Genomic DNA, 15,342 nt, shown 5'->3' with positions numbered 1-15,342 from the left:
CTGTGATTACTTCGCGGCTACTGCTTCTTTTTCAGGAGCTGCTGGCACTGCTGCTGCTTGCTTTTCCTTTTGCTTGCGTTCATAGATTTCGCCGAGTGCACGCTGGTACTCGGTCGGGAAGACCTTGACGAACTTGGCACGCGCTGCGGCCCAGTTGTCCAGCAGGTCACGGGCACGCTTGGAGCCGGTCCAGCGGCTGTGCGCTTCAATCAGGGCACGCAGCTGCTGCTCGTCGCTCTGGTCGTTGTGCCAGACGCCACGGGGCACGCTGGCCACGAACTCGTCGTGGGGCAGCACCTTCTCCAGCTTCACGCTGGCGGTATTGCAGCGCTTGGCGAACTGGCCGTCTTCGTCATACACGTAAGCCACGCCGCCGCTCATGCCCGCTGCAAAGTTGCGGCCGGTCTTGCCCAGCACCACCACGGTGCCGCCGGTCATGTATTCGCAGCCGTGGTCACCCACGCCTTCGACCACGGCCGTCGCGCCGGACAGACGCACGGCAAAGCGCTCGCCTGCCACGCCCGCAAAGAAGGCTTCACCACGGGTGGCACCGAACATCACGGTGTTGCCCACAATGGTGTTGCGCACGGACTCGCCGCGGAACTCATGGCTGGGGCGCACGATCACGCGGCCGCCCGACAGGCCCTTGCCGGTGTAGTCATTGGCTTCGCCGGTCAGGTTCAGCGTAATGCCCTTGCACAGGAAGGCACCAAAGGACTGGCCGCCCGTACCTTCAAAGTGGATGCGGATGGTGTCATCAGGCAGACCTTCGGGATGGACCTTGGTCACCGCACCCGACAGCATGGCACCGACGGAACGGTTCACATTGCGCGCCACTTCCATGATGCGCACGGACTCGCCGTTCTGGATGGCAGGCTGGCAGCGCTCGATGAGCTTGACGTCCAGTGCCTTGTCCAGCAGGTGGTCCTGCTTTTCGACGTGGAAACGGGCCACTTCGGCAGGCACGGCAGGCTGGGCAAACAGGCGGCTGAAGTCCAGGCCCTGCGCCTTCCAGTGCTCCACACCCTGGCGGGTGTCCAGCAGCTCGGTGCGGCCGATCAGTTCGTCAAACTTGCGGATACCCAGCTGGGCCATGATCTGGCGCACTTCTTCCGCGATGAAGAAAAAGTAGTTCACCACATGCTCAGGCTTGCCGGTGAATTTCTTGCGCAGTTCAGGGTCCTGCGTGGCCACGCCCACGGGGCAGGTGTTCAGATGGCACTTGCGCATCATGATGCAGCCTTCCACCACCAGCGGTGCGGTCGCAAAGCCGAACTCGTCCGCACCCAGCAGCGCGCCGATCACCACGTCGCGGCCGGTCTTGATCTGACCGTCCACCTGCACGCGGATACGACCACGCAGGCGGTTGAGCACCAGGGTCTGCTGGGTTTCGGCCAGGCCGATTTCCCAGGGGCCGCCGGCATGCTTGATGGAGGACCAGGGCGAGGCACCGGTGCCACCGTCGTGACCAGCGATCACCACGTGGTCGCTCTTGCACTTGGCAACGCCTGCGGCAATCGTGCCCACACCGATTTCGGACACCAGCTTCACGGACACATCGGCGTGTGGCGCCACGTTCTTCAGGTCGTGAATCAGCTGGGCCAGGTCTTCGATGGAGTAGATGTCGTGGTGAGGCGGTGGCGAAATCAGACCCACACCAGGCACGGAGTAACGCTGCATGCCGATGTAGTCGGACACCTTGCCGCCGGGCAGCTGGCCGCCTTCACCGGGCTTGGCACCCTGCGCCATCTTGATCTGGATCTGGTCGGACGAGACCAGGTACTCGGCGGTCACACCAAAGCGACCGGAAGCGACCTGCTTGATCTTGGAGCGCAGGCTGTCACCATCGCGCAGTTCGATGTCGGACTCGACCTGTTCCTTGCCGATGATGGAGGCCAGGGTCTCGCCCTGCTTGATCGGGATGCCCTTGAGTTCGTTGCGGTAGCGCTTGGGGTCTTCGCCGCCTTCACCGGTATTGCTCTTGCCGCCAATGCGGTTCATGGCCACGGCCAGCGTAGCGTGGGCTTCGGTCGAGATCGAACCCAGCGACATGGCACCGGTGGCAAAGCGCTTGACGATTTCGGCAGCAGGTTCGACTTCTTCCACAGGGATGGCCTTGGAAGGATCGAACTTGAACTCGAACAGACCGCGCAGCGTCATGTGCCGCTTGCTCTGGTCGTTGATGATCTGCGCGTATTCCTTGTAGGTGCTGAAGTTGTTGGCGCGGGTCGAATGCTGCAGCTTGGCGATCGCATCGGGCGTCCACATGTGCTCTTCGCCACGGGCACGCCAGGCGTATTCGCCGCCCGCGTCCAGCATGGTGGCCAGCACGGGGTCGTCACCAAAGGCCGCCAGGTGGTTGCGGATGGTTTCCTCGGCGATTTCAAACACACCGATGCCTTCCACGCGGCTGGCGGTGCCGGTGAAGTATTTCTCCACCGTGGCACTGTTCAGGCCCACGGCTTCGAACAGCTGGGCGCCGCAGTAGGACATGTAGGTCGACACGCCCATCTTGGACATGATCTTGGACAGGCCCTTGCCGATGGCCTTCACATAGTTGTAGATGGCCTTGTCGGCAGACAGATCGCCGGACAGGTCCTTGTGCATGTCCACCAGGGTTTCCAGCGCCAGATAGGGGTGCACGGCTTCGGCACCGTAGCCTGCCAGCACGGCGAAGTGGTGCACTTCGCGGGCGGTGCCGGTTTCCACGACCAGACCGGCAGTAGTGCGCAGACCTTCGCGCACCAGGTGCTGGTGGATGGCCGACAAGGCCAGCAGCGCAGGAATGGCGACCTGGGTGGCCGACAGATGGCGGTCGCTGATGATAAGGATGTTGGCGCCGCCCTTGATCTCGTCCACGGCCTGGGCGCACAGCGAGGCCAGCTTGGCTTCCACGCCTTCACGGCCCCAGCTCAGGGGGTAGGTGATGTCAATGGTCGCGCTCTTGAACTTGCCGTGGGTGTGCTTTTCGATCTCGCGCAGCTTGGCCATGCCCTCGAAGTCGAGGATGGGCTGCTGCAGCTCCAGACGCATGGGAGGGTTGACCTGGTTGATGTCCAGCAGGTTGGGCTTGGGGCCCACGAAGGACACCAGCGACATCACAATGGCTTCGCGGATGGGGTCGATCGGCGGGTTGGTCACCTGCGCGAACATCTGGCGGAAGTAGTTGTACAGCGGCTTGTTCTTGCTGGACAGCACGGCCAGCGGGCTGTCATTGCCCATGGAGCCAATGCCTTCTTCGCCGTTCTTGGCCATGGGGGCCAGCAGGAACTTGATGTCTTCCTGCGTAAAACCAAAGGCCTGCTGGCGCTCCAGCAAAGGCAGCTCGCTGGTCTTGGCTGGCACAACAAAGTCGGCAGGCACTTCGACCTGGTCCAGCTTGATGCGCAGGTTCTCGATCCACTGCTTGTAGGGCTTGGTGTTGACGACATTGGCCTTGAGCTCGTCGTCCTCAATCATGCGCCCCTGCTCCAGATCGATCAGCAGCATCTTGCCGGGCTGCAGACGCCACTTGCGCACGATCTTGCTGTCCGGCACGGGCAGTACACCGGCTTCGGACGCCAGGATGACCAGGTCGTCCTCGGTTACGACATAGCGCGAGGGGCGCAGGCCGTTGCGGTCCAGCGTGGCGCCGATCTGGCGACCATCGGTGAACACCAGAGAGGCAGGGCCGTCCCAGGGCTCCATCATGGCGGCGTGGTATTCATAGAAGGCGCGGCGGCGCTCGTCCATGGCTTCGTGCTGCTCCCAGGGCTCGGGAATCATCATCATCACGGCCTGGCTGATGGGGTAGCCCGCCATGGTCAGCAGCTCCAGGCAGTTGTCGAAGGTAGCGGTGTCGGACTGGCCTGCGAAGCTGATGGGGTAGAGCTTTTTCAGGTCTTCGCCCAGCACAGGGGAAGCCATCACGCCTTCACGCGCCACCATCCAGTTGTAGTTGCCGCGCACGGTGTTGATTTCACCGTTGTGCGCTACATAGCGGTAGGGGTGGGCCAGCGGCCACTCGGGGAAGGTGTTGGTAGAGAAACGCTGGTGCACCAGACCGATGGCCGAGACGCAGCGCTCATCGGCCAGGTCGTTGTAGTACACGCCCACTTGGTCGGCCAGCAGCAGGCCCTTGTACACCACGGTACGGCTGCTCATGCTGGGCACGTAATACTCTTTGCTGTGCTTCAGGCCCAGGTTCTGGATGGCGGCAGAGGCGGTCTTGCGGATCACGTACAGCTTGCGCTCCAGTGCGTCCTGCACGATCACGTCCGAGCCACGGCCGATGAACACCTGGCGCATGATGGGCTCTTTTTCGCGCACGGCGGGCGACATGGGCATGTCGCGGTTCACGGGCACATCGCGCCAGCCCAGCAGCACCTGGCCTTCGGCCTTGATGGCACGTTCCAGCTCCTGTTCACAGGCCAGGCGGGAGGCATGCTCTTTGGGCAGGAAGACCATGCCCACGCCATATTCACCCGCAGGAGGCAGCTCCACCCCCTGCTTGGCCATTTCTTCGCGGTAGAGCTGGTCGGGAATCTGAATCAGGATACCTGCACCGTCACCCATCAGCGGGTCGGCACCCACGGCACCACGGTGGTCAATGTTCTCGAGGATCTTCAGCGCGCCCAAGACGATGTCGTGGCGCTTCTCGCCCTTGATGTGGGCAACAAAGCCCAATCCGCAGGCATCGTGTTCGTGGCTTTTGGCGTACAGGCCGTGTTCTTGGAGGTGTGCTATTTCTGCAGCCGTGGTCATGGCAGTCGTCCTCGTTCGTATATCGCAGGGACTCGCAGATTAAATCCATGCATCACCTCATGCAAGAAAATTTAATTAGGGTCAGATTCCAATTTAAATGCACCAAATTAACCCAAATAAAAATAAGGGACAGATATGGAAAAATTTAATAAAAACAAAACACTGCCATTCATGGGATAAAAAAGGCACCTGATTGGTGCCTGTAACCCGAATGTTTATTCGGTTTTTGGGGGCAACGTCCGCACGGGTCGCCCGGCTTTCTGGCGCTGCAAACGCCGCGTGGTGTGCTGCTGCAGCTCCTGCACAAAGCTGTCCGAGCCCAAGACCCAGCCCTTGAGTGCCGCCTGCAGTACCACCTCACGCACCTCTGCGGAGGGGCCGCGGTCCAGCAGCTCGGCATAGGCGGCCTCGCGCGCAAACGGCGTATTCCCCAGCTTCCAGTAACTGGGGTGCAGGCGCAGCATGCGCTCGGTCTGAGCACCCACATGGTGGCGTGCACTGCTCCAGCCATAGTCCACCGCACGGCTGGTCACCCCTTCGTCCACAGGCTGGCACTCCAGCACCACCATGGCAGGCAGCATCCAGGACTGCGGCTCCAGCACCGTGGCGCGGTAGCGCCCTTCCCACAGGGTGCCGCTGCGTCCGTGACGGTTGTTAAAGCTGCGCACATAGGTACGCCCCACAGACTGCATGAATTGCGGCAGGCTGTCTGCCTGCTCGGGCGTGAGCAGCAGGTGCAGCTGATTGGGCAGCAGGGCGAATGCGTGCAACTGCACGCCAAAGCGCCCTGCCATCTCGGCCAGTACGGCCTTCATATGGGCGTAATCCTGCCCATCTACAAAAATGGGCTGCAGATTGTTGCCACGCAGCACCACATAGTGCGGCAGGCCGGGCAAGGTCAGGCGGGGTAGTCGGGCCATGGTGGGAGAACAGAACGCCAAAGCACGCCGCTTACTGGCGTGTCGTACGCAGCAATTGTGAAACGCTTTGGGCCGTAGACAACAGATGCGGCAGTATGCGCGATTCCATCTCCTGCGCATTGGTGCGGTTGACCTGGCCAGAGACGTTGATCGCCCCCACCGTCTGCCCCTGGGCATTGATCAGCGGGGCTGCCACCGAGATCAGACCTTCTTCCAGCTCCTGATTGATCAGCGCCCAGCCCTGCTCACGCACCTGGGCAATGGCGCGCAGCAGGTCAGCATCTTCCACCAGCGTGTGGCGCGTATAGGCCACACGCGGGCACTCAGCCAACAACTGCAGCAGCTGGGCCTGCGGCAGGCCAGCGAGCAGCATGCGCCCCATGGACGTCCAGAAGGCAGGCAAGCGTGAGCCCACACCCAGGTTGGTGCTCATGATCTTGTGGGCATGCACACGCACCACATAGACCACATCCAGCCCGTCCAGCACACCGGCTGAGCAGGACTCCTGCACTTTTTCCGACAGTGCTTCCATCAGCGGAGAAGCCAGATTCCAGATGGGCTGTGAACTCAGATAGGCATAACCCAGATCAAGAATGCGCGCGGTCAGACGGAAGTGCTTGCCATCGCTGTGCACATAGCCCAGCGTCTGCAGCGTCAGCAGGATGCGGCGTGCCCCGGCGCGCGTGAGGCCGGTCTGTGCCGCCACCTCGCTCAAGGTCTGTACGGGCTGTTCTGCGCTGAAGGAGCGAATCACCTCCAGCCCCCGCGCAAACGACTGCACATAGCTGTCTCCGGGCTTGTTTTCCGGAGGCTGTGCAGGCGCTTGCAGAGTCTCTAGGGTTTTCCCTGATGTGGTTTTTACAGGCGATTTTTCCAAGGTTCGGTCCCTATAATTCTTTTAACGAACAAATGTTCTTATTACGAACATTTTAGCAAAGCTTGTGACTTTGCACACCCGCTCATCTGGGAGAGACAAGCATGATCAACAAGATCACCGACAGCATCGCCGAAGCGCTGTCCGGTATTCAAGACGGCGCCACAGTTTTGATTGGTGGCTTTGGCACCTCGGGCAACCCCGTGGAACTGATTAACGGCCTGATTGCCCATGGTGCGCGCGACCTGACCATTGTGAACAACAACGCAGGCAACGGCGACACCGGTCTGGCGGCCCTGCTCAAGAGCGGTCAGGTGCGCAAGATCATCTGCAGCTTCCCGCGCCAGGTGGACAGTTGGGTGTTCGATGAGCTGTACCGCAGCGGCAAGATCGAGCTGGAGCTGGTGCCCCAGGGCAATCTGGCTGAGCGCATGCGTGCTGCAGGTGCTGGTATTGGCGCCTTCTTCTGCCCCACTGCCTACGGCACCGAGCTGGCTGAAGGCAAGGAAACCCGCGAGATCAACGGCAAGCACTATGTGCTGGAGTACCCCATCCATGGTGACGTCGCCCTGATCAAGGCCGAAAAAGGCGACCGCTGGGGCAATCTGACCTACCGCATGTCTGCCCGCAACTTTGGCCCCGTGATGGCGACTGCTGCCAAGTTCACCGTGGCCACCGTGCATGAAGTGGTGGAACTGGGCGAGCTGGACCCTGAAGCCATCGTCACCCCGGGCATCTACGTGCACAAGGTGGTTCCGATTGAACGTGTTGCCACGCAGGCTGGCGGCTTCAAGAAATCTGCCTAAAAAACAGTTCAAGCGCAGGAGTATCAAGCGTGAGCAGCTATCAAAAGCGTACTAAAGACGAACTGGCACAACGCATTGCCCAGGACATTCCCGATGGCTCCTATGTGAACCTCGGCATTGGCATGCCCACCAAGGTGGCCAACCACATTCCTGCTGACCGCGAAATCGTGCTGCAGTCGGAAAACGGCATTCTCGGCATGGGGCCAGCACCTGAAGCTGGCAAGGAAGACTACGACCTGACCAATGCGGGCAAGCAGCCTGTCACCCTGCTGCCCGGTGGCAGCTATTTCCACCATGCCGACAGCTTTGCCATGATGCGCGGCGGCCATCTGGACATCTGTGTACTGGGCGCATTTCAAGTGTCTGCCACCGGCGATCTGGCCAACTGGAGCACGGGTGAACCCGGCGCCATCCCCGCTGTGGGCGGCGCGATGGACCTGGCAGTCGGCGCCAAGAGCACCTGGGTGATGATGGATTTGCTGACCAAGACAGGCGAGTGCAAGGTCGTGGAAAAGTGCAGCTACCCCCTCACCGGTCTGGCTTGCGTCAAGCGCATCTACACCGACCTGTGCACGCTGGAATGCACACCCCAGGGCCTGCGCCTGATCGACACCGTTGAAGGCCTGAGCCATGCGCAGCTGGAGGCCCTCATCGGCCTGTCCATTGCCACCGCCTGAGAAATATCAATGAAATTGGCCTCTGGCGCTTGTGTAGCAAGCGCTGGTCGCTCCTCTTTTTTTAAAAATTGGCCGTTGTTGTGGCCCTTGTGCAACTCGGAGACACCATGAGCACTGCAAACCAAGCTTTTATCTGCGACGCCATCCGCACCCCCTTTGGCCGTTACGGCGGCACGCTGTCCAGCGTGCGCACCGATGACCTGGGCGCTCTGCCCATCAAGGCCCTGATGGAGCGCAACCCCCATGTGGACTGGAAGGCCGTGGACGATGTGCTCTATGGCTGCGCCAACCAGGCTGGTGAAGACAACCGCAACGTGGCCCGTATGTCGGCCCTGCTGGCAGGCCTGCCTATCGAAGTGCCCGGTGCCACCATCAACCGCCTGTGCGGCTCGGGCCTGGATGCCGTGGGCTCGGCGGCTCGCGTGATCAAGTCCGGCGAAGCACGCCTGATGATTGCGGGCGGCGTGGAATCCATGAGCCGCGCGCCCTTCGTCATGCCCAAGGCAGAAACTGCCTTCAGCCGCAACCATGCCGTGTACGACACCACCATCGGCTGGCGCTTTGTGAACAAGCTGATGAAGGCACAGTACGGTGTGGACTCCATGCCTGAAACAGCCGAGAACGTGGCCGACGACTTCAAGATCGAGCGCGAAGCACAGGACCGCATGGCGCTGGCATCCCAGCAAAAGGCCGCAGCCGCCATTGCCGCTGGCTACCTGGCCAAGGAAATCGTGTCCGTGACCATCCCTCAGAAGAAGGGTGACTCCATTGTGTTCAGCCAGGACGAGCACCCCCGTGCGACCACGCTGGAAGCACTGGCCAAGCTCAAGGGCGTAGTGCGCCCAGACGGCACAGTGACTGCAGGCAATGCCTCCGGCGTCAACGACGGCGCCTGCGCCCTGCTGCTGGCCAATGAAGAAGCCGCCAAGCAATACAACCTGGTGCCCCGTGCCCGTGTCGTCGGCATGGCCACCGCGGGTGTTGCCCCCCGCATCATGGGCTTTGGCCCAGCCCCGGCGGTGCGCAAGGTGCTGGCACAGACCGGTCTGACCCTGGCCGACATGGACGTGATCGAGCTGAACGAAGCCTTTGCCGCACAGGGCCTGGCCGTGCTGCGTGATCTGGGCATTGCCGATGACGATGCACGTGTGAACCAGTGGGGCGGTGCAATTGCACTGGGCCACCCTCTGGGCGCTTCCGGTGCCCGCCTGGCGACGACGGCCGTGAACCAGCTGCACACCCTGGGTGGCCGCTATGCACTGTGCACCATGTGCATTGGCGTGGGGCAGGGCATTGCCGTGATTCTCGAGAAGGTCTAAGCCTTCTCCCCTTCCTCCTGGATGGCCGTGCCACGCATGCACGGCCACCACCACACCCCGGACTGATCTCACACGCAGACCTGCGCGGTCTGCACGGGTGTGCTTTGAATCAAGACATCTGTTCTAAGGAGACGTTGATGTTGGCTTCCAAGACTTTTACCCGCCGTACAGGCATCAAGACTTTGGTTGCAGCGGCTTTGCTGGCCACAGGCATGGGCAGCGCACTGGCTCAGGCAGACTTTCCCAGCAAGCCTCTGACCATGATCGTGCCCTTCTCTGCGGGAGGCACCACCGATATTCTGGCCCGCATCGTCGGACAGGCTCTGGGCCAGGAGCTGGGCGAGAGCATCATCATCGAGAACAAGCCCGGTGCGGGCGGCAATATTGGCGCACAGCAGGCCGCACGTGCCAAGGCTGATGGCTATACGCTGTTCATGGGCACCGTGGGCACACACGCCATCAACCAGTCCCTGTACAAAAAGCTGCCCTACGACCCGCTGAAGGATTTCACGCCACTGAGCCGCGTGGCCACCGTGCCCAATCTGCTGGTCGCCCACCCCAGCCGCCCCTACAAGACCGTGCAGGAAATGATTGCCTATGCCAAGGCCAACCCTGGTGATGTGACCTATGGCTCGCCCGGCTCCGGAGCCTCTCCTCACGTGTCTGGCGCGCTGTTCCAGAGCATGACGGGCGCTGAGCTGACGCATATTCCTTACAAGGGCAGTGCCCCGGCTGTGTCTGACCTGCTGGGCAACCAGATTGCCGTCATGTTTGACAACATGCCATCGGCCATCCAGCACGTTCGTTCAGGCAAGCTGCGCCCGATTGCCGTGACCACTGCCAAGCGCTCACCCGAGCTGCCTGATGTACCCACCATCGCCGAAGCAGGTGTACCAGGCTATGAAGCGACATCATGGTTTGGTCTGTGGGCCCCTGCAGGCACGCCGGCCCCTGTGCTGGACAAGCTGCACAGCGCTCTGACCAAGGTGCTCCAGGACCCCGCCGTGGTCAAGAAGATTGCCGACCAGGGTGGCGAAGTGGTGATTGATACCCCCGCCGAGTTTGAAGCCTTCATCCAGTCCGAAGCCGCCAAGTGGGGCAAGGTCGTGAAAGAGTCTGGCGCTGAGGTGTAAGCGCCATTCCGGCAGGCCGCCATCTGCCTGCCGTTGTCTCCTCCTGTTTTCATACGCCGATGTGCTTTCGCCATCGGCGTTTTTTTATGGCAGTTTGAAACGTGTTTCGGCCAGCGCATCGAGGCCGAATTCGGTCAGCAACTGCTGCAGACGCTCTGCCGCACTGCGCTTTTTATGGCCAGTGTAACGCGCCACGATCAGCTCGTTTTTCATGCTGTGTTCCCAGCCCACCAACTCCGTGACCGTCACCTGATAGCCACAAGCTTCCAGATACAGACAGCGCAGCACATTGGTGATCTGGCTGCCCATTTCACGCGTGTGAAGCGGGTGGCGCCACAGCTCAGCCAGCGGCGTGCGCGACAGGCTCAGGGCCTTGGTCTGGCGCAGGCAGGCTGCCACTTCCGCCTGGCAGCAGGGCACCAGCACCATGGCCTTGGCTTTTTTCTCCAGGCCAAAGGCAATCGCATCATCCGTGTCGGTATCGCAGGCATGCAAAGCAGTGACCACATCAAAGCGCTCGGGCATGAAGTCCGCATGCGTGGACTCTGCCACCGACATGTTCAGGAAATGCATGCGCTCAAAGCCCAGGTCTGCGGCCAGCTTCTGCGAGGCTTCCACCAGTGGTGCGCGGGTTTCAATGCCGTAGATGCTGCCCTTGCCCTGCGCCTTGAAGTACAGGTCATACAGGATGAAGCCCAGATAGGACTTGCCAGCCCCGTGGTCAGCCAGGGTGACGGCGTGATCGTTCTCGCCCAGCTCTTTCAGAATGGGTTCAATGAACTGATACAGGTGATACACCTGCTTGAGCTTGCGGCGCGAGTCCTGGTTGAGCTTGCCGTCACGCGTGAGGATATGCAGCGCCTTGAGCAGCTCAATGCTTTGACCGGGTTTCAGGTCCAGCTGTGCAGCAATATCCTGCGCAGCCGTCTGGGTCTGGCCTTTGCCAGCCTTGTTGTTTTTCGCCATTTTTTGAATCAGTGCTTATCTTCAGGGCCGTGGCCAGTCACAGGGCAACGTGCTGCCACGTCCAGGTCCAGCCAGCCCACAATACCCATGTCTTCCAGCACTTTCATATTGCGCTCATAGATCATTTCGGCTTCTGGAAAAGCTTCCACAGCCTTGTCGATACTGTCTTCGCGCAGCAGGTGCAGTGTGGGATAGGGTGCACGGTTGGTGCAGTTGGTCACATCGTCCACATCTGTGCCTTCAAACTGGAACAGCGGGTGGAAGGAAGCGACCTGCAAGATGCCCCCCAGATCCAGCTCTTCCACCATGGCATCTGCGATTTCCAGGAAATCGTTGAAGTCCAGGAAGTCCTGCAGCGCCTGCGGCAGGATCAGCAAGGTGGTATCGCGCTTTTCCGGCGAAATCTCGGCCAATGCCTCCAGCTCGCGGTGCAGATCCATGGCCACACCTTCGGCATCGGTGGCCTGGCTCACCACATAGTGGATCTGGCCTTTGACATGCACGCTCTTGGCAAATGGGCACAGATTCAGGCCAATCACGGCCTTTTCCAGCCAGCGCACCGTATCGGCGATGACGATGTCTTCAGGAAAGGAGCGGTCTGTGGTGGTATCGGTCATGGTTCGACTTCTTTCAGAGCTGTTAACACTTCCGGTTGAAACAAGGCACCAGCCCAGACAGTAACGGGTACTGCAGGCAATGCAACAGGGTATCAAGGCCGTGTGAACGGGTCTAAAAACAAATGGGGGCTGCTCGCCCCCTTGTGTTGTTGCACGCATTCTAGCCAAGCGCCAGTCTTGCTGCTGCCGTATCTCCAGATACGCGCAAATGACAGTACTGCCGTGCCAGGGACTATCCCAACAGTTTCATCCCTGTGATGCGTTCGTGCTCCTTGGCTGCGTAACGATCTGTCATGCCAGCCACAAAATCTGCGACCGTGCGAGCCATGTCAGCCTCGCTCCCGGCCTGCTGCGCTCTTAACGCAAAGCGGGGCTTCATCATGCCTGGCTGCTGCATGTAAGCCGCAAACAGATCACGCACCACCTGGCGCGCAGCCTCCATGGTCTGCATGACCTGGTCATGGCGGTACAGCGCATGGAACAGAAAGCGCTTGAGCGCCTGGGTCTGCGCCTGCATGTCTGGGCTGAAGCGCACCAGCGCTTTGCTGCAGGCGCGAACCTCATCCACATGGCACACCCCGGCATGCGCAATGTGCTGGCGGGTGCTGTGGATGACGTCATACACCTGCTCGCTCAGCATGCGGCGAATGGTTTCATAGAGCAGGCGTCGCTGCGCCTCAGGCTCGGCCAGCTGCGGAAAATCTGCCAGCACCTGCGTGTAGAAGTGCGTAAACAGCGGCACCTCCTGCAACTGCTCCAGCGTAATCAGGCCAGAGCGCACGCCATCGTCTACATCATGTGCGTTGTAGGCAATCGCGTCTGCCAGATTCGCCAGCTGCCCCTCCAGCGAAGGCTGACCGCCGTTGAGAAAACGTGCAGCTACGCCACCCGGCTCCTGTGCTTCCAGCTTGAGTGCATTGCTGCGCGAGCAGTGCTTGAGAATGCCTTCGCGGGTTTCAAAGCTGAGGTTGAGGCCATCGTACTGTGGGTAGCGCTCTTCCAGCTGATCCACCACACGCAGGCTTTGCAGATTGTGCTCAAAGCCGCCAAAGTGCTGCATGCAGGCGTTCAGCTCATCCTGACCTGCATGCCCAAATGGGGTGTGTCCCAGATCATGCGCCAGGCAAATGGCTTCGACCAGATCTTCATTCAGCCCCAACGGCCGTGCTATGGATCGGCCAAGCTGCGCCACTTCCAGCGAATGCGTCAGACGCGTGCGAAACAGATCGCCCTCATGGTTCACAAAGACCTGCGTCTTGTAGACCAGGCGGCGAAAGGCGCTGGAGTGCACGATGCGGTCGCGGTCCCTCTGGTGCTCCGTACGCGTAGGTGCTGCAGGCTCAGCGTATCTGCGCCCACGCGTAGCGTCGGGCTGACAGGCCCACGGAGACAGCTGAAATGACTGCATGCACCCTCCTGAATTTCATATAAAAAAATGGCTACAGCGCTTGTCACACAAGCGCTGAATGCTCTTTTTATTGCGTCTGAATGCCTACCCCCTGCGTACAGCAGGTATCAATCACCTCACGCACCAGGGCATCCGGTGCCGAGCGCAATACGGCCTTGCCTGGTCCGTCGATCAGTATGAAACGAATCGCGCCTGCTTCGGCCTTTTTGTCCACCCGCATGTGCTCCAGATAGGCACCCGCATTGTCTGCAGCATCAATGACCGCACCACGGGTTGGCAGGCCTGCACGTTCAATCAGGCGCGTGAGGCGCTGCACAAACTCGGCATCGACCAAGCCCAGCCGTTGCGACAGATGCGCGGCCATGACCATGCCAGCGCCCACACCCTCACCATGCAGCCAGTTGCCATAGCCCATGCCCGCTTCAATCGCATGACCAAAGGTGTGGCCGAAATTCAGGATAGCGCGCAGGCCGGCTTCCTTTTCATCCTGACCGACCACCCATGCCTTGATTTCCACGCTGCGCTTGACGGCATGCAGCAGTGCCTGACGGTCGAGACGGCGCAGGTCGTCGATGTGGGCCTCCAGCCATTCAAAGAAGGCCATGTCCGCAATCGGGCCGTATTTGATGATTTCAGCCAGCCCCGCCGAGACTTCGCGCGCTGGCAGCGTGTCAAGCGAAGCCAGATCACACACCACCAGCTGGGGCTGATAGAAGGCGCCAATCATGTTCTTGCCCAGCGGGTGATTGATAGCAGTCTTTCCGCCCACGCTGGAGTCCACCTGCGACAGCAGCGTGGTCGGGACCTGCACAAAGGGCACGCCACGCATGTAGCAGGCTGCTGCAAAGCCCGTCATATCGCCAATCACACCGCCACCCAGTGCAAACAGCACGGTCTTGCGGTCGCAGCCATGGCCCAGCAATGCATCAAAAATCTGGTTCAGCGTCTGCCAGTCCTTGTACGCCTCCCCATCAGGCAGTACTACGGTATGTACGTGGGCATATTTGGCTGCCAGTGCGGCCTGAAGCTGGGCCGCATATAAAGGCTGCACCGTCACATTGGTCACGATCACGGCCTGCGCAGCACTGGGACAGCCAGCAAACGTAGCAGCCTGCTGCAGCACATCCGCTGCAATCACGATGGGGTAGGAACGGTCGCCTAAATCAATCTGAACGGTCTGGCTCGAATGTGTGGTCACGGCATGCTCTCGTTAAACCAACAAGGCCGTATGCGGCCTTGCTGAAGAAAATCCATCACGTTGCACAGCAAATGCTGGCAGTTTTTTTATAACTTTAATCGCCCAGTGCTTCGCAACATCCTGTGCTGGGCAACAGGCCGGCCAGCTCGGCCTGCATGCAGATTTTGCGGCTGAGCTGGGTAGGGCTCTGCCGGACAGCATCCACCACGTAATGCGCTGTCTCCAGATACAGCGGTCCACGCACCTGCTGCAGCTCTTTCAGGCGCTTGAGCGGGTCTTCACCCTGCATCAAGGGACGTGTCGTGTCATTGCGCAACCGCCGTGCAATATCTTCCGGCAAAGCTTGCAGGTAAAACACTGTGCTGTGCGCCTTCAATGCCTGGCGATTTTCTGGACGCAAGACAGCACCGCCACCCGTCGACAGCACGCAGCGCTCCGACAGCTGCAGCAGTTCTGCCAGCACCTGTGTCTCGATATCACGAAATGCTGCCTCACCATGCGCTGCAAAAAACTCACGAATGCTGCAGCCAATGCGCTGCTCAATCGCATGGTCCACATCCACAAAACGCAGCTTCCAAGCCTTGGCCAGCTGTCGGCCAATCGTGGACTTTCCGGAGCCTGGCAGGCCGATAAGAGAAAAATGCACAGCAACTTCCTGATTCAGATGCACAAAGACCGCCA

12 protein-coding genes are annotated in these 15,342 nt (G+C 60.5%); 4 read left to right on the top strand and 8 right to left on the bottom strand.

From position 1 onward, the window contains the following. Positions 1–6: 6 nt before the first annotated feature. From B5M06_RS07770 to B5M06_RS07760, 3 genes are all read right to left on the bottom strand, one after another. Complete coding sequence (locus B5M06_RS07770; protein WP_054067332.1) at positions 7–4,743, bottom strand: glutamate synthase-related protein; 4,737 nt, start codon at positions 4,741–4,743, stop codon at positions 7–9. A 215-nt stretch (positions 4,744–4,958) separates the two neighbouring features. Then, positions 4,959–5,663: a transposase gene (locus tag B5M06_RS07765; protein ID WP_054067331.1), complete on the bottom strand. Its 705-nt coding sequence runs from the start codon at positions 5,661–5,663 to the stop codon at positions 4,959–4,961. Positions 5,664–5,694: 31 nt separating this feature from the next. Then, positions 5,695–6,492, bottom strand: coding sequence for an IclR family transcriptional regulator domain-containing protein (locus B5M06_RS07760; RefSeq protein WP_054067412.1), 798 nt, complete (start codon positions 6,490–6,492; stop codon positions 5,695–5,697). 149 nt (positions 6,493–6,641) lie between these two features. Between B5M06_RS07760 and B5M06_RS07755 the strand changes: the two genes are divergently transcribed. From B5M06_RS07755 to B5M06_RS07740, 4 genes are all read left to right on the top strand, one after another. Next, on the top strand, positions 6,642–7,343 hold the full coding sequence (locus B5M06_RS07755; RefSeq protein WP_054067330.1) for a 3-oxoacid CoA-transferase subunit A: 702 nt from the start codon (positions 6,642–6,644) through the stop codon (positions 7,341–7,343). Positions 7,344–7,372: 29 nt separating this feature from the next. Then, the gene (locus tag B5M06_RS07750; RefSeq protein WP_054067329.1) at positions 7,373–8,020 is read left to right on the top strand and encodes a 3-oxoacid CoA-transferase subunit B; all 648 of its coding nucleotides are present in this window, start codon (positions 7,373–7,375) and stop codon (positions 8,018–8,020) included. Positions 8,021–8,127: 107 nt separating this feature from the next. Beyond that, entirely contained in the window at positions 8,128–9,339 is a 1,212-nt protein-coding gene (gene pcaF, locus B5M06_RS07745; RefSeq protein ID WP_054067328.1) for a 3-oxoadipyl-CoA thiolase, read from the top strand. A gap of 137 nt (positions 9,340–9,476) precedes the next feature. Continuing rightward, positions 9,477–10,472, top strand: coding sequence for a Bug family tripartite tricarboxylate transporter substrate binding protein (locus B5M06_RS07740; RefSeq protein WP_054067327.1), 996 nt, complete (start codon positions 9,477–9,479; stop codon positions 10,470–10,472). Between the two features lie 84 nt (positions 10,473–10,556). Here the strand turns inward: B5M06_RS07740 and B5M06_RS07735 are convergent, their stop codons facing one another. From B5M06_RS07735 to B5M06_RS07715, 5 genes are all read right to left on the bottom strand, one after another. Then, positions 10,557–11,438 carry a class I SAM-dependent methyltransferase gene (locus B5M06_RS07735; protein WP_054067326.1) on the bottom strand — a complete coding sequence of 294 codons (882 nt, stop codon included), beginning with the start codon at positions 11,436–11,438 and terminating at the stop codon, positions 10,557–10,559. A gap of 8 nt (positions 11,439–11,446) precedes the next feature. Continuing rightward, positions 11,447–12,055: a DUF1415 domain-containing protein gene (locus B5M06_RS07730; RefSeq protein ID WP_054067325.1), complete on the bottom strand. Its 609-nt coding sequence runs from the start codon at positions 12,053–12,055 to the stop codon at positions 11,447–11,449. A 232-nt stretch (positions 12,056–12,287) separates the two neighbouring features. Then, positions 12,288–13,463: a deoxyguanosinetriphosphate triphosphohydrolase gene (locus B5M06_RS07725; protein ID WP_054067324.1), complete on the bottom strand. Its 1,176-nt coding sequence runs from the start codon at positions 13,461–13,463 to the stop codon at positions 12,288–12,290. A 67-nt stretch (positions 13,464–13,530) separates the two neighbouring features. Continuing rightward, the gene (gene aroB, locus B5M06_RS07720) at positions 13,531–14,661 is read right to left on the bottom strand and encodes a 3-dehydroquinate synthase (protein ID WP_054067323.1); all 1,131 of its coding nucleotides are present in this window, start codon (positions 14,659–14,661) and stop codon (positions 13,531–13,533) included. Positions 14,662–14,755: 94 nt separating this feature from the next. Then, positions 14,756–15,307 carry a shikimate kinase gene (locus B5M06_RS07715; protein WP_240184020.1) on the bottom strand — a complete coding sequence of 184 codons (552 nt, stop codon included), beginning with the start codon at positions 15,305–15,307 and terminating at the stop codon, positions 14,756–14,758. Positions 15,308–15,342 lie beyond the last annotated feature (35 nt).

The organism is Comamonas kerstersii (genome assembly GCF_002056725.1).
Taxonomy (GTDB): Bacteria; Pseudomonadota; Gammaproteobacteria; order Burkholderiales; family Burkholderiaceae_C; genus Comamonas; species Comamonas kerstersii.
Note: the sequence above shows the minus strand (reverse complement) of the source record. Positions and strands in the feature narration are given on the sequence as shown.

Excerpts from the sequence above, each read along its gene's own strand:
- B5M06_RS07730 (WP_054067325.1), bottom strand. The coding sequence starts at position 12,055 with ATGACCGATACCACCACAGACCGCTCCTTTCCTGAAGACATCGTCATC.
- B5M06_RS07740 (WP_054067327.1), top strand. The coding sequence starts at position 9,477 with ATGTTGGCTTCCAAGACTTTTACCCGCCGTACAGGCATCAAGACTTTG.
- B5M06_RS07755 (WP_054067330.1), top strand. The coding sequence starts at position 6,642 with ATGATCAACAAGATCACCGACAGCATCGCCGAAGCGCTGTCCGGTATT.
- B5M06_RS07725 (WP_054067324.1), bottom strand. The coding sequence starts at position 13,463 with ATGCAGTCATTTCAGCTGTCTCCGTGGGCCTGTCAGCCCGACGCTACG.
- B5M06_RS07770 (WP_054067332.1), bottom strand. The coding sequence starts at position 4,743 with ATGACCACGGCTGCAGAAATAGCACACCTCCAAGAACACGGCCTGTAC.
- B5M06_RS07765 (WP_054067331.1), bottom strand. The coding sequence starts at position 5,663 with ATGGCCCGACTACCCCGCCTGACCTTGCCCGGCCTGCCGCACTATGTG.
- pcaF (WP_054067328.1), top strand. The coding sequence starts at position 8,128 with ATGAGCACTGCAAACCAAGCTTTTATCTGCGACGCCATCCGCACCCCC.
- B5M06_RS07735 (WP_054067326.1), bottom strand. The coding sequence starts at position 11,438 with ATGGCGAAAAACAACAAGGCTGGCAAAGGCCAGACCCAGACGGCTGCG.